The following is an 18,484-nucleotide window of genomic DNA, read 5'->3' on the forward strand; positions in this document are numbered from 1 at the left end:
AACCTCCTTCTCCCGGGTATCTACCATTCTTTCTCATCGTCAAAGTCTTCCAGAGACGGGTCCACGGGTTCCTCATGCATAACCGTGCGCATGTAGCGGTTCACGGACTCTCTCATATGCCGCCTGGAAACCGTTCTGGGGTCCATCAAATCGTGCTCCACCCAGATAAAACGGATTCCCCGTTCCCTTGCCTGGTCATCAAACAATCCCTGAAGCCCTGCCATAGTCTTGCAGGAAATATGGCTGTACATAATGACCATGTCCGCATGGAACTGCTCACAGACTTTCCAGAGTTCGTCCAGCACATTGGCATACCCGCCGTTTGTATGTTTTCTCATTGCCATGCGCTCATATGTCCACGCAATATCCTTCAGGGATTCCTCCTTGTCCTCTGTGTCGATAAACTTCATGGACATCATGCTCTCCATATCAATAAGCACGTCAATGCCCCAGCACTGCTCCGCCCAGTTTCCGAAGTTGGCGTAATAATGTGCCGGACAGGACCAGACCACGGCCCGGTGCCGCATCTCTTTTGCACATGGATTCTTCTCCCGGTAGGCCTTCATCATAATCTTGTTTACTTTCTCATCTGTTTTCAGGAATCTGGGATCCCGGCCTGCGTCTGCCATGTAGCTTAATTCCCGGTATATAGCCAGGATGGAGCCTGTAATCTGGGGATATGCAGTCTGGTTTACATCCCACTTCTCCTGTTCATATTCCGTCTCCCGATTGTATCTTTCCATTGCTTCAAAGTAAGCGTCCCAATCAAATGTCTCCCCGGTGTTCTCCTCAATAAAGCGGATCATACCCTTTATTTCTTCCACCGCGTAGTCCACTGCCTGTTCATCCAGGTAACGCACCGGAAGGGTAAGGGGATAGGTGGGCAGCTTAAAGTATCTGTCCTGGAAGATATTCGTCATGACGCTTCCGTCACAGGGCATACTGCTGGTTATGTAGCATTTTCCAAATACCGGATAATCCCCGGCGATCCCACACCCGGCCTCCGCGGAGGGCAGAGGACACACATCTGCCGGAAGCCCGTAATTTTCTGTCTCGTCCAGATAGTGGACCTGCATCTGCTGGTCCAGAAGGGAGGTGATATACACAGGCGCCATCTGGGAGGGCATACCTATCAGATTTGGAAAACCTGCCATGATATGTATGGGCATCATCTCATCAAAAAGTACAATCTTGTCACTGAGGGCATTGGGGCCATTCAGATTTTCGTCTGCCTTGAAGGTATTTTCCAGAAGGCGGGTACAGAACCGCACGATCATCCTCATGTGCTCCCTGGCAATACGGAGCTGGGGGCCCCGCAGGCCTGTGAGCTGGGCATCAATAAACATGGGCGTCTGCAGATACGAACTGAACCATCTGTATTTCCACAATCCTTTTACGGAACCTACGGGATTTTTCATGATCATGAGGCTCATATCTCCCCACACCTGCAGCCATTTTGCAAAATCGTAGGCCGTGTCCTTAACGCCCCTCCACTCCCTGAATGCAGTGGTCAGCTCACCGGTATGGACATCCCCCTTGTGATGGTCCATATCCTTCCATGCCTGGAATGCCCTGGAGACGGTTTTTCTCTCCTTTTTCAGGATATCCTGCCCCTGGTTTTTTATTTCTTTTCCTTTTTCCAGCAGTTCTTCGATCTTTTTATCCATGGAGGGTGCCTCCTCTCTGGTTCTGGATTTTTTTAATTTCCATCCGTTCCACAAAAGCCTGGATTCTGGTGCGCATCTGCCCTGAGGAACCTGCCCGGTAAGGGCGGTCCACAGACAATACCGGAAGTTGGTACTCCTCCTGCATAATATGGCTGACCAGCGCTCTTTCATATCCCCAGTAGTCACAGAATTTTAACTGTTCGTAAATGATACCGTCCGCATGGTAATCCTCGTAAAGCTTTCTCACAAAATCCCGCCTTGCCTGTATCTTTTCATGGCTCATATAACGGGCGCACTGGCTGTCCTCCATGTATCTGCGGCACACGGCCTTCAGTGCGTCTTCCTCATTTCCAAGCTGTATCTCCTGTCTTCCCGGGAAAGACCCAAAGCAGAAACGGTCTGCCACCACAAGGGCACCCGCCTCCTCCACCAGCTTCGTAAAATCAGGATCGTCAATCTCACTTCCCGCCATGACAACCCTGGCCCGGTAGTTCTTTTTTTCATCCGGTTCCCTGTTCTTTATCTCCTCCAGGGTCTCCCGCAGTTTTTCCAGGATCAGATATTTGGGACATACATAGGTTACCAGGTTCAGAATATGGAATTCATATCCGGTGATGCGCGGGTTATCCTCCTTGCGGTATTCTCCCATCTCAGTTATGATGCGGCAGATTTCATTGTGTTCTTCCACGGCTTTCCTTATGGCCTCGTCCGAGGTGTCCACCCCGTAATTTTCTTCCAGCTTCTGAAACACTTTCGTCCGAATCTGCTCTGCCTGGTGTTCTACCCCGTGTTCTGTGACTTTATAGGGCACATCCACATGGGACATAAAAAATTTATCCCCCGGTATCAGTTTCTGCACCAAAATATTTTCCATGGAACGGTTCATCTGGGCACAAGCGTCCACCCCGGCAATACCGTCCAGAAAATTGTAGCCGCCCTCCACTGCCCGCTCCAAAAGAGCACGACAATATTCACAGGTATAGTTGGACATATAATATGTGGCAATTTCCAGGGAACCTGTCCTGGGTGCCCTCATCCTGAGGGAAAAACAATTGTCCACATTGAGCAGGACCTCCGGCATATGGAAACAGGTGTATCCAATGGCCAGTTTTCCTTCCTTCTTTGCCTGCTGCACCAGCTCATTGTTTGCCTCCTGAAGCAGATTTTCAAAGTAAAACAAGTGCTTTAAATCTTTCACCCGGTTCACACCTCCTTATACAATATGTAGTTTTGCAAGTGCCTCCCCCACCCCTGCTGCCAGCTGGGAACTGTCAGGCAGGTCTAAAATATTCTTCCCCTTTAAATCAAACTCTGTCAGACTGCTGTCCGGTCCGATGGATCCCAGAAAAGGGATCCCGTCAAAATCCAAAAACCGGAGCATCCCAGCCTCCGGCAGACGGTTCACCAACGCCCCGCAGACCTCATACATGACCAGTTCATCCGCCACCTTTTTTATGGTTTTGATGACCTGCAGCCCTTTCTGGCTTGGATCAGTAATGAGGATCAGGTGTGTCACATGCTCCATGACACGGCGGTTAATCTGTTCAATTCCCGCCTCACCGTCAATCACCACATAGTCAAACTGCTCTGCCATCACGGTGATGACCTCTTTCAGATAGGCATTCACCGCACAGTAACAGCCCGCGGCCTCCGGGCGCCCGATCGCCAGAAATGCAAATCCCTCCTGTTCCTCCAGGGCATCAAACATTAAATTCCTGGCCTCACCCAGACACTCCACCGCTTCCTCCTTCTGTCCTTTCTGTACATTTTCCACAATTGCCTTCCGTATATCATCCATTGTGCTCTCCACCGAAACCCCCAAAGCTGTGGCAAGCCCCACCGCCGGATCCGCATCAATGGCCAATATCCTGGCATCCGGATACTTCCGCGTCAGGATACGGACGATCATAGCGGATATGGATGTCTTTCCAACACCTCCCTTTCCTGCAACGGCAATGATCTTTGCTACCCCATATGCCTTCTCACCTCCCGAAAACACGCTGCGCCGGCAGCGGTTCACCCTCTTATCTGCAGACCTGCCGAACAGGGGCCTGCACTGATACTTTCATTATAGGGATTCGGTCGATTATAGTCAATGCAATTTGTTTATTTCCGTCATATTTTTCTGTAAATTGCAAACATATTACTTTGTATTTCAAAATATTGTTTCCATATCTGAAAAAGTCACCCTAAAACAGCAATGGAGGCAAAGCCTTTTCACAGCTTTGCCTCCACGATTCAGCAGATACCTATTCTGTTTACTCACGGCTCCATAACAAAATGGACCGTTCCTTCAGCCATTGCTTCCATACCTGGAAGTCCGGCATAACCTGTTCCACCATCCTGATCGTTAAAAAGGGATAATTTTTCACACGGGCCAGTGTATTGATGACCACATAGTCCAGCACCTCCTCAGGTGCCAGGATCAGTCTCCAGTTAAAAAGGAGCCTGCCGTCTTTTGTGCATTTTCCCCATTGGCTGTATTTTTCCATAACCTCGATCTGCGCGTAGGAAATCCCCATAAGCGCAGCATAGTAATCTGCTTTCACGGTGAAGATTTCCAGGGCAGAATCAAGGTACTGCACCTTTTCCTCCTTCTGGTATGGCTGGGCATTGATATACCAGGCATCTGTTTTCCTGCCCTCTGCCTTTTTATGTATCCATTCTTTTTTCATTCGTACAAACTGTCTGATCTTACGCTTAGGGTAATGCCGGGGTGCCCTGACTACCACATGCCCTTCCGGTGTGATCTGGATTCCCAGCGTAGTCCTATTGCCGTATATTATTTGGTATTCCATTTTATAACCCCCGTTGCTGTACACTCTCCCCTCTCTGTTTGGCAGTCGCGGTCCACGGCGTGGACAATATCGTTTGGCGAAACTACTGCCTTTTCATTATACTGTATTTTCACTCCCGTGAAAACAGGTAATTATATAAAAAAAATCCCTGTTTCCGACAGTTTCTGCCAAAAGGCATCCTTCTATATGGGACGCCTCCCGGCAGCTTCGGGGCAGGGATTTTATTATTATTTCTTTTTGTCAGTTTCTGCTGAACTCCGCAAGCTCCAGACCTTCATTTCTGTCCAGTGTCATGCCAACGCTCCAGGCATTGACGAACAGAAGCAGCGGATTTCCTCTCATATCTTTTACTTTCTTCATATCTGAGGTACCTGTCAGCTTTTCTATATCCACAGATTCTTTGTTTGCGATCCAGCGGATATGTTCATATGGCAGGTTCTCCAGACGTATTTCCACGTTATATTCATTTTCCAGTCTGTATTTCAGCACATCAAACTGCAGGACACCTACAACACCTACTATGATCTCCTCCATGCCTCCCATAAACTCCTGGAAGATCTGGATCGCACCTTCCTGGGCAATCTGGTTGACACCTTTGACAAACTGTTTTCTCTTCATGCTGTCCATGAGACGCACCCTGGCAAAGTGCTCCGGTGCGAAGGTGGGAATCCCCTCATAGGCATATTTTTTCCCCGGTGTACACACCGTATCTCCGATGGCAAAAATGCCCGGGTCAAAGACACCGATAATGTCGCCTGCATAGGCTTCCTCCACCACATGCCGGTCTGAAGCCATCATCTGCTGGGGCTGGGAAAGGCGCATCTTTTTATTTCCCTGGACATGGAACACTTCCTGGGAAGCATCAAATTTTCCGGAACAGATACGCATAAAGGCAATTCTGTCCCTGTGGTTTTTGTTCATATTTGCCTGGATCTTAAATACAAAGGCAGAGAATTCTTCCTTCATGGGGTCAATCACTCCAATATCTGCAGTCCTCGGCAGAGGGGAGGATGTCATTTTCAGGAAATGCTCAAGGAATGTCTCTACACCGAAGTTGGTGAGGGCGGAGCCAAAAAATACGGGAGACAGTTTTCCCTCATTGACCAGATCCTGGTCAAATTCCGCACTCGCACCATCCAGCAGTTCGATTTCTTCCAAAAGCTGTTCCTTCTGTTCCGCATCCAGCACCTCATCCAGGCGGGGCTCGTCGACGCTGATCTCTTCCTCAATACCCTCTTTTGTGCCTTTCATGGTATCAGAGAAGGTGAGTACCTTCCTGGTATCTCTGTCATACACACCTCTGAACTTCTTGCCGGAACCAATGGGCCAGTTGATGGGGCAGGTGGGAATCCCCAGTTCCTTTTCAATGTCATCCAGCAGGTCAAAGGTATCGTTGGCATCTCTATCCAGCTTGTTGATAAAGGTAAAAATGGGGATATGACGCATGGCACAGACTTTAAACAGCTTTCTGGTCTGGGCCTCCACACCTTTTGAGGCATCAATGACCATGACTGCAGAATCCGCTGCCATCAGGGTACGATATGTGTCTTCCGAGAAATCCTGATGTCCCGGAGTATCCAATATGTTAATGCAATAACCGTCATAGTTAAACTGCAGTACAGAGGAAGTAACAGAAATACCCCTCTCTTTTTCGATTTCCATCCAGTCAGAAACCGCATGGCGTGAGGTTGCCTTGCCTTTCACACTACCTGCCAGGTTGATCGCACCTCCGTAGAGAAGGAATTTTTCCGTCAGGGTCGTTTTACCGGCATCGGGATGGGATATAATTGCAAATGTACGTCTTTTCGTAATTTCTTTCGTATAGTCAGCCACTTGAGGGACCTCCTTATTCTTTTACACGCTTAAAACATTTTAGTATACCGGGAATATGGTGTCAAGGTTTTCTTGAACTTTCGGGATCTTGCTCCGCAAAACACCTGGCGGAACAGGGTCTTTTGAACATCAACTTTTATTATTCCCCGTCAGAAGTCCCTTCATCCATAGGTGTGATCACAATATTCTCTACAGGAACGCTTGTTTTCCGTTTTACGATGTCCTCAATCTGGGCACGCTTGTCATCTGCCATGTACTCCTGGGGAACGATCACATCCGCGGAATCGTTTGTCAGATTCACTACCACGTTCTCAAATCCTTTTGCGTCCAGCAGCAGTTCCGCAGCTTCCTCCTGCTCTGCCAGGTCTGTCATTTTGACCATGGAGGCAATGGCTTCCTGTTTCTGCTCGTCTCCAATGTTTTCATTGTTGATGATCTCAAGAAGAGTCTCTTTGTTGGCGGAGCGCACCTGTTCCCTGCTCACTTTTGCCTGTGCCACAAAATTGGAAGCCCCTGTCAGCACGGCCTCACCAGGTGTCTCGGCGGAAGCATCTTTGCTGTCTGCATTGTTGTCCGTCGTGTTTCCGTCTTCCCCTGTGGCGGTTCCGTCTGTGGATGAGGAACTCTGGTCCTGTGTTGTATTCTGGTCTTCCGTGGTATTTGTGTCCCCGTTTTCTGCCGCTGCGTTCTCCTCCAGTAATGCGGATTCGTCTGTGAGGTCGTAATCCAGACTGTCAATATCCTCCACGATCCCGTCTGCGTCCGCTGTCTCTTTGCTCTTATCATCCGCTGTGTTTGTGCTGGCTTTCTTCAGTGTTTTGTCAATCCCCAGATGGTTATCTGAATAATTGATGTACCCGGCAACCGCAATCATGATTGCCAGCGCGGTGATAATGACCTGATTCTTCTTAAAGATTTTTTTCATGCGAGCTACTCCTTTAATTCTTTTTAGCAACTGCCCTGCCGAAAGACACGCGCTTGGACGTCAGCGGCCAGTCACCATCTTCATTACTTTAATTTTATGGGCTTCCACCTGAAATAATGCCTGCACAGCCTCCTGAATATTCTGAATTACGTGGGGGTCCTCCCCGCCCTCTGCCACAACCACCACGCCGCTGATCTTCGGATAGCGCTCGTTGGACAGATAAGGCTCCTGGTTGCCTTTGGAATCCTTGGAATATACTGTGTCTGTGCCGTCTTTCTCCACCACCTTCTCCCCCGTATCCTCAAATGTGACGAAAACATCTGTCTTCCCTATCCCCTTTACCTCAGCCAGGACTTCTTTCAGCCGGTCCTGAAGCTGGTCCTCATAATTGGCTCGCTGGCTGGTTTCACTTGTCGGTGTACTCTTCTGCGTCTGCTCCTCCGTATCCTTTTTCTTTACAGGCATGGCAATGATAAGCAGCAGGATTCCTGCCAGCAGCACTACCACGATCTGCTCTTTTTTCAGCATTTCCGGAAATGGCTTCATGGACCCACCGCTCCTTCCTGCAGGGAATTGTCTTCCTGCTGTTGTTCTGTCTCTGGGCTGCTACCTTCTTTGCTCCACCCGTACTCCTCCTCGATTTCCCGTGCATAATCCTCCCATTCCTCCCGGTCCCGCTCCTCCTCTTCCATATACCGGTCCACTCCTGCATCAATTTTATTTTCCAGATGCAGAAAATCCAGGACAGGTGAGAGTAAAAGGAGTATCAGCAGCAATCCCATATAAAACTGAATGTACTTTTTATAATTGTTGTCCGGCAGAAAATGCATCACCGCGGATAAAAATATGAAGTAACACGCCAGGTTCCGCATCCAGCCGTAAAGTGTCTCTGTCATATTGCCTGCCTCCTCCCCGGAATGAATTTTCAAACCCACTCTAATGTCCGATAAAAGAAATGGTGAGAACTGCAATGGTGATCAAAAACAGCAGTTCCATAGTCAGCAGTACCTTTAACAGCAGCATACAGCCATCTCCGATGGTGGCCAAAGCCCCCACCATTCTCTTGTCAGATATGGGCTGTACAATGGCTGCCAGCAGTTTGTAGAGCAGGGTTGTCATTCCCAGACGGATGACAGGGGGAAGTCCAACACACAGGATAACGATCATACCGATCACCCCCAGCCCGTTTCTCACCAGAACCGCAGTCCCCAATGCCACCTCCGTCACACCGTTTATGGCATTTCCAATGCCGGGAATGGCGGCCGCAGTCTTGCCGATGACATCCCGCTTGAGTGTGTCTATGGCAGGCCCTATCATGTTCTGGATGATCTGCATCCCTATCACGACCGCGATACAGGTGCGCATGGTCCATTCCACCACAGTCCTCACAAGCTCTGCCATCTTGGAAAGAAAGTCCTCACTGTGCAGAAAGTTTACAAGCTGCAGCAGCACGTATATATGGATGCCCGGCAGAACACCTTTTAAAAAGATAACCTGTACCACATACACCAATACCAGGACCACCTCGTAAAACACCATGGCCGTGGCACTTCCCGTGGCTGCAGTGACTGCCAGGAAGTAGGAGGGCATCAGCGCCTTCATAAAAGTGACAAAGCCTGTCAGCCCCTCACTTATCTCTATGCTGAGTGTGCCGAAGGAATGCACCAAAGCTGCCAGAAGAAGCATGTATACAATATAAAAACTGATTTCCCCCATCTGGCCGTTGTTAAATACATTTGAAAAATTGGAAAAAAGTGCTGCCACAAGGACCAGCAGGACCACATGGATCATGGTATCCCTCTCAGCGGCCAGGTTTTTGTAGAGAAAATTTTTGATAAGGGTAATGAAATATTCTTTTGAGAATAATTTCTCTCCGCTTAGGATCTTGTGCAGGGCATCCTCCAGACTAAAACTCTCTTCTCCCAAAAGCTCATTGATGGCATCCTGCATCTGCTCCATCTCCATGTCGTCCATGAGTTTTTCTGCTGTGGCACTCTGGGTGTCCTGCCTGATCTCCTCCTCTGACTTTTCTTCCTCCGGTACCGCTGTATCCTCATCCTCTCCTGGGGCACTTCCATCCTCTCCTTTGGCTTCCTCTGCTGCACTTCCGTTCTCTCCTGGGGCTTCCCCTGCTGCACTTCCGTTCTCTCCTGGGGCTTCCCCTGCTGCACTTCCATTCTCTCCTGGGGCTTCCCCTGCTGCACTTCCGCCCTCTCCTGGGGCTTCCCCTGCTGCACTTCCGTTCTCTCCTGGGGCTTCCTCTGCGATATCTTCTTGTGCTGCCTTATCCTTCGCTTCCTCATTTGGCTGTCCATCCTGTGATGCTGTCCCTTGTGGCCGGTCCTTCATCACTTCTTGTCCCGCATTTGCCGAAAAAAAAGAGGCTTTCACCTCCACCGCTGCAGACAATACCAGAAACAGCACTGCCAGCACACATGCTGCTGCCTTGACTCTTTTTCCAATCCCCCCTTTCATACCAAAAACCCGTATATGGCCTCCATCAAAGCCAGGAGCACCGGCATGGACATTACCATGATATAGAGTTTAACAAAAATCTCAATCTGATTCCCAATGGCTCCATATCCCGCGTCCTTGCAGATACTGGCTGAAAATTGGCCGATGTAGGCGGCCCCTATCATCTTCAGCAGTATGGTCAGATACTTTGTGTCCACCGGCACATATTCCTGTATCTTCAGTACAGAGTCCAGCAGATAGGAGAGCTTCTGCGCCATGAAGGTAAAGATGCAGATTCCCACTGCCAGGCTCAGATACAGGGAGTATTCCGGCTTTGTCTCTTTTAAAAACAGAGCCAGCACCACTCCTGTCATGCCAAGCATGACGATTTTCACCACTTCCATCCAAAGCCCTCCTTTCCCTCTACAGCGCAAATAACTCCTGTATGGTCTGGAATAGATCATTGATATAAGGCAGCACCCAGAACAGTACCAGTAAAAGTCCGGCAAGGCTTGTCAAAAAAGCCAGTTCTTCCCGCTGGCTGTGTTTTAAAATCTGGCACAGCACTGAGACCAGGATCCCCACTGCACCGATTTTGAATAAAATTGTTACCTCCAAGATTCTTCCTCCCTTCCTCTCACCTTCTGTCCCGCGTGCCTTGCCTTTTTCGTCTGCTGTTTTCCCGTTATCTTACATTCAGATAAGAGTGATCGCCAAAAAAATCCCCCCAAGTAACCCAAGACTTTGATAGAGCCTCTTTTTTGCAGGGATCTCAGACTGGATCAGCTGGATCTTCCGTTCCAATTCCTGCTGAAATAAAGCCATGGCGTTTTCCTGCTGGGTGATGTCCAGGTATCCCAGATACTGTCCCAGTTGTCTTAATTCCTCCTTATCCTCTTTTGTAAATGCGCTGTCCCTGAATGCGGATTCTGCCTCCTGCATAAAAATATCGGCAAATATGATTCCGTCGTAGGCATCCGCCCGTTTTGCAACTTTCTTCAAAAAATCCGAAAACGGCGGGGTCAATCTGCCCGCAGCCCGCAAAAGAGCCTCAGGAAGGGCCTCCTTGCGGTAGCTGATCTCTCCCTTTATGAGAAGCGCCATCCGCTGAAGTTCCCGAAGGCCGGCAAGCCTTCTGGTAAGCTTAAGGCTTCTCTCAAAACCCAGAGCCGTACAAGAGAGTACCACAAGACAGACGCCCAGCACTTTCAGCATAGGGTTCCTCTCCTCCTTTTTTCATCAAACAGGCAGGTGCCTCTCTCATCGAACACGGCCTTGACTTTCCCTGCCTTGTCCTTATTATGCAGGATAATGTACCGCTCAAATATTTTCTCCTGCACCAGACGCTGCATGAGAGGCTTTCTCTTAATATCCTCGATCGAGCTTCCGTGAACCGTGGCAAACAGTTTGCATCCGCAGTGGATAACTGATTCTATGGCGTGGATATCCTCATAATCCCCAAGCTCATCCACTGCCACCACTTCCGGGGACATGGAACGGATCAGCATCATCATGCCCTCTGCCTTTGGACAGCAGTCCAGAATATCGGTCCGTATCCCCAAGTCATTCTGGGGAATCCCCTGATAGGAGCCTGCGATCTCTGAACGCTCATCCACCACCCCTACAGACATACCCGGCAGGTAGGAATTGCCGTCACTGACCTGACGTATCAGGTCACGAAGCAGAGTGGTCTTCCCGCACATGGGCGGGGAAATGATCAACGTGTGGCACACATTTCCCTTATTGACCACATAGGGAAGAATCTGGTTGGCACATCCCTTTATCTGGTGTGAAAGTCGCAGATTCATATAAGATATGTATTTCAGGCTTTTAATCTTTGCTCCGTCCAGTACCGTTTTACCGGCAATTCCCACACGGTGGCCTCCCTGAATGGTGATGAATCCCTGCCGGATCTCTTCCTCAAATGCGTACATGGAGTAATTGCTCACGTACTCCATGGTTTCCCGCAGGTCCTTTGCCTCCACCTGGCAGACATCCTGCATCTGCTTGGTCAATTTTCCATCCTTTGTAAGAAAATACTCATTCCCTTTGTAAATTAAGATCAGCGGCGCATTCACCCTCAGCCGTATCTCATACAGTTGCTCCATATCAAACTCCGCATGTTCCAGGGCTGTTCTGATCTTTTGGGGAAATAAACGTATAATATCCCTTTCTCTCATTGTCTCACCTCTTTAAAATAATATATGAGGACAATCCCTATTTCATACGAAAAATATCATTACTGTTCACTCTGTTCTCAGAGAACGTTACTGATCACTCCGTGTCCGGTAACACGCTTCGCGATGCACAGATATGGAGCGTTCCACCCCATATCGCGCTGCCTGCCTCGGGATTTTCATGCTTCCGGCATAAAAACGCCTCCCGGTACAGCGGCAGTGAACAGGAACCAGTAAACTGCTTATATTGGCATGGAAACTATTGACCTTTTTTTCTTCTTATCTTATGCTGGTAATATCTCTGCAAGTCCAAATATTTTTATTTTCATAATTTATTCAGGGAGGATGGTAGACCATGAAAGAAACCATAGACGCCTATTTGGCTTTTATGAAAGAAACAGAACTGTTAAAGTCTGTACTGAGAACAGCATGGACAAGGACCGGCGAACAGGAAAGCACCGCGGAACACTCCTGGCACCTGGCCCTCTTTGCCGGTATCATGCTGGAGCAATATCCGGAGCTGGACGCTAAAAGGACACTGCTTATGTGTCTTCTTCACGATATGGGGGAAATCTATGAAGGCGATATCTCTGCCGCACTCCTTCCTGACAGTTCCCGGAAATATCAGGAGGAATACCGCGCTGTCCACAAAGTATTCTCTCTGCTGCCGGAGAAACAAAGAGAACATTTTATGTCTGTCTGGCAGGAATACGAGGATGGCAAAACACCAGAAGCCAAGCTTGTAAAGGCTCTGGATAAGGCTGAGACTATAATCCAGCATAATATAGGAAAAAACCCGCAGGATTTTGATTATGACTTTAATCTGCAGTATGGGAAACCGTATTTTACGGAGGATGCCCTGCTTGAGAAAATGCGGAGCGCACTGGATGAGGAGACAAAAGAACATTTATTATAACTATGAGGGTAACCCCTTCCGGCTGCCTGTTTGGGATGTCACAGACAGTAAATAATCCAACGAACCGCTGGGGATCAGGCTAACAGGCCATGGCTGAAATAATGACGCATTTCAGCTATGGCCTGATTTATGATATATTTGGCTAAAAATCGGGATATCTCCAGAGTGTGTTAAACACTTTTTTGCTCTGCCGGATTATGGTGGCCGCAATGGCATTTCACGCATAAATCCTGACGGAAATGAGTGTATATACTGAACCACACATCTGAATCTGTTCAACAAACAGGATTTTACGGAAGGACCAGATGTGTGTCGAACTTCATTTACAGCTTAAATTCTTCAAACAGTTTTTCCTGATATTCCGTATCATTCACGGCCTTTTCAATTTCATCTGTACGGGACTTCGCTATTAAGATTTGGATTAGCTGATTTACCCTGCCTTCCCCACGTTTCATACCCTCTTTTAAGCCCTCACTTTTTCCAGCCTCTACGCCGGCCTCCCAATTACTCCTCATCAGATAATTGTGATCCCTCAGAGCTTTTTCCCTTGCCTCATATTCCAACCGCTTCTTTTCATCTGCACTGATATTCTTGAGAGTTTTGTACGCCTTTCCAATGTATTCATTCTTCTCCGCCATCTCTTCAAATTCCTCCTGCCGTTCGGCATTCATGAATTTTGCCCAGTCCAGAAGCTCTGTTTCAGGGTAATCGTATGTCTTTAACTTAGGCAGCTCCAGAATATGTACTTCCAGCTTGTCTGTATAGAGGATACCGCTCGTATCTTCTCTCATATGAAAACAGGAATAAAAAGCCTCCTCTTTCTGAAACAAGATAAAATCCAGGATTCCAATATGGACACATTTTTTCAGCATCCCGTAATCATCTCCTTTTTCAATCTGGTCTGTATACATTTTTCCCAGATAAAACAGAGAGCGTTCCGGCCATAATGGAAATGGACTGACCTGTATCTCTATATCAATCTGTGTGTTATTATTTAACAGTACACGCACATCCAGGATGCCAAGCTTATCCTCCTCATATTTTACCCTCAAATTTGTAGGGAGCAGGATGGTCTCCCTGATTTCTGACGGATGGATATGGAGCACGGCGGCTGTAAATCCCCTGCGTACTTCCTTCTCCTCCATCAGCTCCTTAAAACAGAAATCCACTTTGGGCTTCATGATAAATTCAATTTTTATATGCTCTCCCATCCTTGCTCCTCTCCGAGTCTGAACGATGGGAAAATACTGTGTCTGTTCCACAGGTCTGCACATTCGCTGCGCTGACCATAAAAAAGTCCCATTTTGGAAGAACCTTCGGCAGGCAAGAACCCATCGCCAAAGGCATTTCTGCATGGGTTTTTGCTCGTATCTGTGAAGATTCTGAACAGTTACAGAATATCAATTATCTATATCACAGTATAACCTGGATAAACAGATTTCTCAACATCTTTCAAACTACAGCCTTATTAATTTAATATTGTAAATAGGGTAATCCGTCCCCGATCAGGGACTTTGATTATGTATCTATATAGTGATACATCAAAAGATGAGGATACTCTACCATTTCCCGGCAGGTTTGTCAATGAAAAATCAGATATATCTATGGCTCTTATCCACTTACTGTTCACAAGCCACTGTACCGGGAGGTGTTTTCATGCCGGAAGCATGAAAATCCCGAGGCAGCCAGCGCCATATGGGGCAGAATGCTCCATATCTGTGCATCGCGAAGCGTGTTACTGGACACGGAGTGAACAGTAACCTTATCCAGATCACACCAAATACCAAATCTATAAAAGCCGGATACCGGGGAAATAAAATATCCCCACAGTATCCGGCTTTCTTTCATACACATTTGAAAGACAGATTTATTGGCTACGCTGTCCTCAGATCCTAACCCATACCAGCATCTCTCCCACTGTCCTGTTTGTCCAGGCATAGTAAGGTATGAATTTCAATGTCTGAGGCACAAATTTTCTGCCCGTATAAGGTTTATAAAGTGTCTTTTCATCCCACGCTTCCTCTGAGAGGCGTTTTCCCTCCGTGGTCAGTGTCACCACTCCTTTCAGTAAATCCTTTTCGTATTTTACCGCAAATTCCGGATTTTCACTCAGGTATAATTCCTGAAGCTGGTCTTGGTTGTCCGCTTCCTCCAGACAATATACAACAGGTCCGCGCATAACCGCCACTTTGCCAATGTCTTCCCGGACTCTTGGGTTGGCAGCCACCAGTTCCACCGGCATTTCCATGGAAAAGACAATCTCATCCCCATTTTTCCAGCAGCGCTCCATAAGGAGATATCCGTTCTCCACAGGACATTTGACTGCCTCCCCGTTTAGCTTCAGACTATAACCGCGGCACCAGCCAGGCACACGGACAGCATAGGTAAATGCTGTATCCGCTTCGTTTTCAACCAGTATTTTCACATGGCCGTTCCATGGATATTCGGTCTCTACCCTGAACTGATTCTCTTTCCCGTCCAGAACCGCATGCATGCTGCCGCCGATAAACAGGTTCATGAAAAATTCCTTTTCATTATATTCATAGGCATAGCCGCCGATGGAAGAGAGAAGACGCGCCACATTCGGCGGGCAGCAGGCGCAGCCAAACCATTTCTGGCGTTCCACTTTTACATGTTTTTTGTAAAAATCCTTCTCGGACGCCTCCGGCACGGCTTCCAGGGGATTTACATAGAAGAATTTTTTGCCGTCCAAAGACATGCCGCTGATGACTCCGTTATAGAGACAGCGCTCCATCACATCCGCATATCTGCTGTCCCGGGTAATTTCAAACATTCTTCTGGCAAAGAATATCAGACCGATCGCAGCACATGTTTCCGCATAAACCGTATCATTGGGCAGATCGTAATCAAACGTGAACGCCTCCCCGTACTGGGAGGAACCGATAGCACCTGTTACATACATCTGTTTTTCCACAATGTTGTTCCAAATCCTTTGGCAGGCTTCAAATAATTCCATGTCCTCAGACGCACTGGCCACCTCAGCCATTCCCGTATACAGATATACGGCGCGCACTGCATGGCCCTCTGCCCGATCCTGCAGGCGGACCGGTTTGCCCGCCTGGTAATACTGATCCTGGAAATAGCTGTCTTTCCAGAAGAAGTCATTCTTGTTCTGTTCTCTCTCCCGGGCAAAATACAGAGGTGCCTGTCCTCTCTGGTCAATGAAATATTTGGCAAGCTCCAGATGCTTTGGATCTTTAGTCACTTCATAGAGTGCCGCCAGAGCCATCTCAGCCACTTCGTGTCCCGGATATCCGGGTTTCTTACCCGGAGCATTCCCAATATTATCGTAGACACAATTTACATAGCCAATGGCTGTATCCAGGAATTTTCTCTTTCCGGTTGCCTTATAATAAGCCACTGCCCCTTCCACCATATGTCCCAGGCAGTAAAGCTCATGGTGGTCCATAAGATTGGTAAATCGCTTTTCCAGGCCATTCAGGATATAATAGGTGTCCAAATAACCGTCCGGCTGCTGTGCCGCACTGATAATATCAATGGCCTGGTCTGCCGTTGCCTCCAATGTCTCGTCAGGGTGCCACATCAGAGAGTAGGCCACAGCTTCCAGCCATTTATAGGCATCACTGTCCTGGAAAACCATTCCCTGGAAACTTCCCTCCTCCATTTTCGCCGCAACCCGGAAATTCTGCATACAGTAACTGGGTTCTGCTCCTTCGATCCTGTCATTTAAAGCTTCCCACTGGTAAGGGATCACATGCTTTCTCACCAATTCCATATACTCTTTCCAAAAATCATCCTGAATGGAAACATCGCCCAGGGGCATCATTTTCACTTTCTTTTCTAACATGCTGTACCTCCTAAATATCTTGTTATTTTCATTTTCAAACACGCTCTGATCTGTTGAATTCCAAGATTCTTTGTGCTAACATAGAGCGATGGAAAACCATACACAGCAGCGGCTGTATCCTGAAATGATTGTACCATTTTCCGTTTTTGATACAACTTATAAAACAAAAGAAAAGGTGGTCATATCCCAGATGTTATCTTGTATTTGTGACGCTTCAAAACCGGCAGAATATTTGACCTGCGGAAATCTTGTCAGCGAGAATGGGTTTGTGCATCTTTGCAGAACCCTGGATTTTTTTGTTTTGATCTTAGTGCAGGAGGGAACTCTGCACATGTGTCAAAATGACAGGACATATGATGTACGCCCCGGTGAATTTTTTCTCCTTTTTCCCGGAAGTACCCATTACGGCTATAAGCCAACCCAGGGATCCCTCTCCTACTGCTGGGTACATTTTATGCTGCCGGGCAGTCCGGCTGATACTGTCAAAAATCTGCCCCGTTCTTCCGAAAATCATTGTCCGGCAGAAGGCATTCCCCCTTTGGATCCTGCATTACAGGAAAGGATATGTCTCCCGGAACACGGCAAAATCTCCCCTGAGAAACGTTCCCAGCTCCTGTTTCTTCAACTTTTGGACTTAGCAAAGCGGAATCGTTATGAGATCACCTGGAGCTGCCATCACGCACTGAATCTGCTGCTACTGGAAATGAGCCGTGAATACCGGCAGGCTGAATACTTTGGCCTGGGCATGCTGCCAACTTCCGTGCAGGATATTATGGAATGGGTACAGAGTCATTTTGACCAGCCTTTGACGGTCAGCGGCCTGGCGGAAAAGTTCGGGTACCATCCCACTTATTTGTCCGCATTGATCAAACAATACACGGGCTATCCCCTTGTCACTTACATTAACCGCACCCGCATCCAAGTATCAAAAAATCTGCTGAACAGTCATACCCTGACCATCCGGCAGATTTCCTCCATGTGCGGATTCACCGATGAAAAGCATTTCATGAAACTGTTCCGGCAGTTTGAGGGCATGACACCCACGCAGTACCGAAAAGCCTTTAACCAGAAAAAGATCAATACACTTTAGTGCTGGCGTATGTTTCTGGCCGGATACATGAAAACACCTCCCCCATCCAAATTTTCCGCATGAAAAAAGCGTCCTGCATATACGATACAAAGCGCCTTTTGCCACATTTCTGCTATAGCATCTTATTCAGCTTTTTATCAAAACTTGCAGCCTCATCTCCCAATACCCTGTTCCTTGCAATCAGGATGCAGTCCGCAAAATCAAGGGAGATTACAGGCTCCAAACGAAACTGAAAAACTATTCCCAATAGTCATCCCAGCAAGGATACGCACTGCCGTTGTCCACGGACTTCTTAATGTCCTTGTAATAGTTCAGCTTGCGATTTAACTGCTTCTGGGCAGACTTTAGTTTTTCTATCTGCCCGGCTACATGCTTTTCCTGCTCTCTGAGAAGGACTAAAATCTCATCAATGTGCTCCTGTTCCTGCTCTTCGTATGCAAAAAACTCCAAAAGCTTTGCCATGGACATGCCTGTCTCCTTAAAACAGCAGACGGCTCCCAGACGGTTTATGTGTTCTTCTGTATAAATACGCTGTTTTGCCTTCGTCTTCTCCACAACAGGCAGAAGGCCAATCTCCTCATAATACCTCAGTGTAGATGCAGGAAGTCCAAACATCTGAGAAACTTGTCTTATTGTGTATGCTGCCATAATAACCTCCTCATTTTCCGTAAATGTGACGAAATTCAGATTTTCATTGACTTCAAGTATACTTGAGGTGTTAGACTTTGTAAAGACAGAACAGATGGGCCGGATACTTACTGCTGCCACATATGTTACTGTACACTACGTGTCCAG

The 18,484-nt window shown here is 47.7% G+C and carries 18 protein-coding genes; 2 read left to right on the plus strand and 16 right to left on the minus strand.

Annotated features, from left to right (window positions below; genetic code table 11):
• Positions 1 to 20 precede the first annotated feature (20 nt).
• From C6P39_RS26965 to spoIIIAA, 13 genes are all read right to left on the minus strand, one after another.
• Positions 21 to 1,667: a 2-hydroxyacyl-CoA dehydratase family protein gene (locus C6P39_RS26965; RefSeq protein ID WP_104805774.1), complete on the minus strand. Its 1,647-nt coding sequence runs from the start codon at positions 1,665 to 1,667 to the stop codon at positions 21 to 23.
• Positions 1,660 to 2,865, minus strand: a complete 1,206-nt coding sequence (locus C6P39_RS26970) for a 2-hydroxyacyl-CoA dehydratase family protein (protein WP_095172454.1) — start codon at positions 2,863 to 2,865, stop codon at positions 1,660 to 1,662. Before C6P39_RS26970 ends, C6P39_RS26965 begins: the two co-directional genes overlap by 8 nt.
• 15 nt (positions 2,866 to 2,880) lie before the next feature.
• Positions 2,881 to 3,687, minus strand: coding sequence for an ATP-binding protein (locus C6P39_RS26975; RefSeq protein WP_242987157.1), 807 nt, complete (start codon positions 3,685 to 3,687; stop codon positions 2,881 to 2,883).
• A 238-nt stretch (positions 3,688 to 3,925) separates the two neighbouring features.
• Positions 3,926 to 4,465, minus strand: a complete 540-nt coding sequence (locus C6P39_RS26980) for a M48 family metallopeptidase (RefSeq protein ID WP_104805775.1) — start codon at positions 4,463 to 4,465, stop codon at positions 3,926 to 3,928.
• Positions 4,466 to 4,705: 240 nt separating this feature from the next.
• The gene (locus tag C6P39_RS26985) at positions 4,706 to 6,298 is read right to left on the minus strand and encodes a peptide chain release factor 3 (protein ID WP_095172452.1); all 1,593 of its coding nucleotides are present in this window, start codon (positions 6,296 to 6,298) and stop codon (positions 4,706 to 4,708) included.
• 139 nt (positions 6,299 to 6,437) lie between these two features.
• The gene (locus C6P39_RS26990; RefSeq protein WP_095172451.1) at positions 6,438 to 7,223 is read right to left on the minus strand and encodes a SpoIIIAH-like family protein; all 786 of its coding nucleotides are present in this window, start codon (positions 7,221 to 7,223) and stop codon (positions 6,438 to 6,440) included.
• Between the two features lie 60 nt (positions 7,224 to 7,283).
• The gene (locus tag C6P39_RS26995) at positions 7,284 to 7,769 is read right to left on the minus strand and encodes a stage III sporulation protein AG (protein ID WP_104805776.1); all 486 of its coding nucleotides are present in this window, start codon (positions 7,767 to 7,769) and stop codon (positions 7,284 to 7,286) included.
• Positions 7,766 to 8,119 (minus strand): stage III sporulation protein AF, encoded by a 354-nt coding sequence (locus C6P39_RS27000; protein WP_104805777.1) that lies wholly within the window; start codon positions 8,117 to 8,119, stop codon positions 7,766 to 7,768. Before C6P39_RS27000 ends, C6P39_RS26995 begins: the two co-directional genes overlap by 4 nt.
• A 40-nt stretch (positions 8,120 to 8,159) precedes the next feature.
• Positions 8,160 to 9,698 (minus strand): stage III sporulation protein AE, encoded by a 1,539-nt coding sequence (locus tag C6P39_RS27005; protein ID WP_104805778.1) that lies wholly within the window; start codon positions 9,696 to 9,698, stop codon positions 8,160 to 8,162.
• Positions 9,695 to 10,081, minus strand: coding sequence for a stage III sporulation AC/AD family protein (locus tag C6P39_RS27010; RefSeq protein ID WP_065541165.1), 387 nt, complete (start codon positions 10,079 to 10,081; stop codon positions 9,695 to 9,697). Before C6P39_RS27010 ends, C6P39_RS27005 begins: the two co-directional genes overlap by 4 nt.
• Positions 10,082 to 10,100: 19 nt before the next feature.
• Positions 10,101 to 10,295: a stage III sporulation protein AC gene (gene spoIIIAC, locus C6P39_RS27015; protein ID WP_026255597.1), complete on the minus strand. Its 195-nt coding sequence runs from the start codon at positions 10,293 to 10,295 to the stop codon at positions 10,101 to 10,103.
• A gap of 78 nt (positions 10,296 to 10,373) precedes the next feature.
• Positions 10,374 to 10,892, minus strand: a complete 519-nt coding sequence (locus C6P39_RS27020) for a stage III sporulation protein AB (protein ID WP_095172448.1) — start codon at positions 10,890 to 10,892, stop codon at positions 10,374 to 10,376.
• Positions 10,886 to 11,857 carry a stage III sporulation protein AA gene (gene spoIIIAA, locus C6P39_RS27025; protein WP_104805779.1) on the minus strand — a complete coding sequence of 324 codons (972 nt, stop codon included), beginning with the start codon at positions 11,855 to 11,857 and terminating at the stop codon, positions 10,886 to 10,888. Before spoIIIAA ends, C6P39_RS27020 begins: the two co-directional genes overlap by 7 nt.
• Before the next feature lie 352 nt (positions 11,858 to 12,209).
• Between spoIIIAA and C6P39_RS27030 the strand changes: the two genes are divergently transcribed.
• The gene (locus C6P39_RS27030) at positions 12,210 to 12,770 is read left to right on the plus strand and encodes an HD domain-containing protein (protein ID WP_095172446.1); all 561 of its coding nucleotides are present in this window, start codon (positions 12,210 to 12,212) and stop codon (positions 12,768 to 12,770) included.
• A 323-nt stretch (positions 12,771 to 13,093) separates the two neighbouring features.
• On the opposite strand, the gene C6P39_RS27035 is transcribed toward C6P39_RS27030, so the two are convergent.
• The gene (locus C6P39_RS27035) at positions 13,094 to 13,981 is read right to left on the minus strand and encodes an Rpn family recombination-promoting nuclease/putative transposase (RefSeq protein WP_104805780.1); all 888 of its coding nucleotides are present in this window, start codon (positions 13,979 to 13,981) and stop codon (positions 13,094 to 13,096) included.
• 674 nt (positions 13,982 to 14,655) lie between these two features.
• Positions 14,656 to 16,599, minus strand: coding sequence for a glycoside hydrolase family 127 protein (locus C6P39_RS27045; protein ID WP_104805782.1), 1,944 nt, complete (start codon positions 16,597 to 16,599; stop codon positions 14,656 to 14,658).
• Between the two features lie 190 nt (positions 16,600 to 16,789).
• On the opposite strand from C6P39_RS27045, the gene C6P39_RS27050 reads away from it, so the two are divergent.
• Complete coding sequence (locus tag C6P39_RS27050) at positions 16,790 to 17,689, plus strand: helix-turn-helix domain-containing protein (RefSeq protein ID WP_158661703.1); 900 nt, start codon at positions 16,790 to 16,792, stop codon at positions 17,687 to 17,689.
• A 237-nt stretch (positions 17,690 to 17,926) separates the two neighbouring features.
• Here C6P39_RS27050 and C6P39_RS27060 read toward each other — a convergent pair whose 3' ends face one another.
• The gene (locus C6P39_RS27060; protein WP_104805784.1) at positions 17,927 to 18,337 is read right to left on the minus strand and encodes a MerR family transcriptional regulator; all 411 of its coding nucleotides are present in this window, start codon (positions 18,335 to 18,337) and stop codon (positions 17,927 to 17,929) included.
• Positions 18,338 to 18,484 lie beyond the last annotated feature (147 nt).

The sequence above is a fragment of the Blautia marasmi genome (assembly GCF_900258535.1).
GTDB classification, from domain to species: Bacteria; Bacillota; Clostridia; order Lachnospirales; family Lachnospiraceae; genus Blautia; species Blautia hominis.

What these genes read in the sequence shown, in the direction of transcription:
- C6P39_RS26965 (WP_104805774.1), bottom strand. Translation starts at nt 1,667, where the DNA reads ATGGATAAAAAGATCGAAGAACTGCTGGAAAAAGGAAAAGAAATAAAA.
- C6P39_RS26980 (WP_104805775.1), bottom strand. Translation starts at nt 4,465, where the DNA reads ATGGAATACCAAATAATATACGGCAATAGGACTACGCTGGGAATCCAG.
- C6P39_RS26990 (WP_095172451.1), bottom strand. Translation starts at nt 7,223, where the DNA reads ATGAAAAAAATCTTTAAGAAGAATCAGGTCATTATCACCGCGCTGGCA.
- C6P39_RS26995 (WP_104805776.1), bottom strand. Translation starts at nt 7,769, where the DNA reads ATGAAGCCATTTCCGGAAATGCTGAAAAAAGAGCAGATCGTGGTAGTG.
- C6P39_RS27000 (WP_104805777.1), bottom strand. Translation starts at nt 8,119, where the DNA reads ATGACAGAGACACTTTACGGCTGGATGCGGAACCTGGCGTGTTACTTC.
- C6P39_RS27005 (WP_104805778.1), bottom strand. Translation starts at nt 9,698, where the DNA reads ATGAAAGGGGGGATTGGAAAAAGAGTCAAGGCAGCAGCATGTGTGCTG.
- C6P39_RS27010 (WP_065541165.1), bottom strand. Translation starts at nt 10,081, where the DNA reads ATGGAAGTGGTGAAAATCGTCATGCTTGGCATGACAGGAGTGGTGCTG.
- C6P39_RS27020 (WP_095172448.1), bottom strand. Translation starts at nt 10,892, where the DNA reads ATGCTGAAAGTGCTGGGCGTCTGTCTTGTGGTACTCTCTTGTACGGCT.
- spoIIIAA (WP_104805779.1), bottom strand. Translation starts at nt 11,857, where the DNA reads ATGAGAGAAAGGGATATTATACGTTTATTTCCCCAAAAGATCAGAACA.
- C6P39_RS27030 (WP_095172446.1), top strand. Translation starts at nt 12,210, where the DNA reads ATGAAAGAAACCATAGACGCCTATTTGGCTTTTATGAAAGAAACAGAA.
- C6P39_RS27035 (WP_104805780.1), bottom strand. Translation starts at nt 13,981, where the DNA reads ATGGGAGAGCATATAAAAATTGAATTTATCATGAAGCCCAAAGTGGAT.
- C6P39_RS27045 (WP_104805782.1), bottom strand. Translation starts at nt 16,599, where the DNA reads ATGTTAGAAAAGAAAGTGAAAATGATGCCCCTGGGCGATGTTTCCATT.
- C6P39_RS27050 (WP_158661703.1), top strand. Translation starts at nt 16,790, where the DNA reads ATGTTATCTTGTATTTGTGACGCTTCAAAACCGGCAGAATATTTGACC.
- C6P39_RS27060 (WP_104805784.1), bottom strand. Translation starts at nt 18,337, where the DNA reads ATGGCAGCATACACAATAAGACAAGTTTCTCAGATGTTTGGACTTCCT.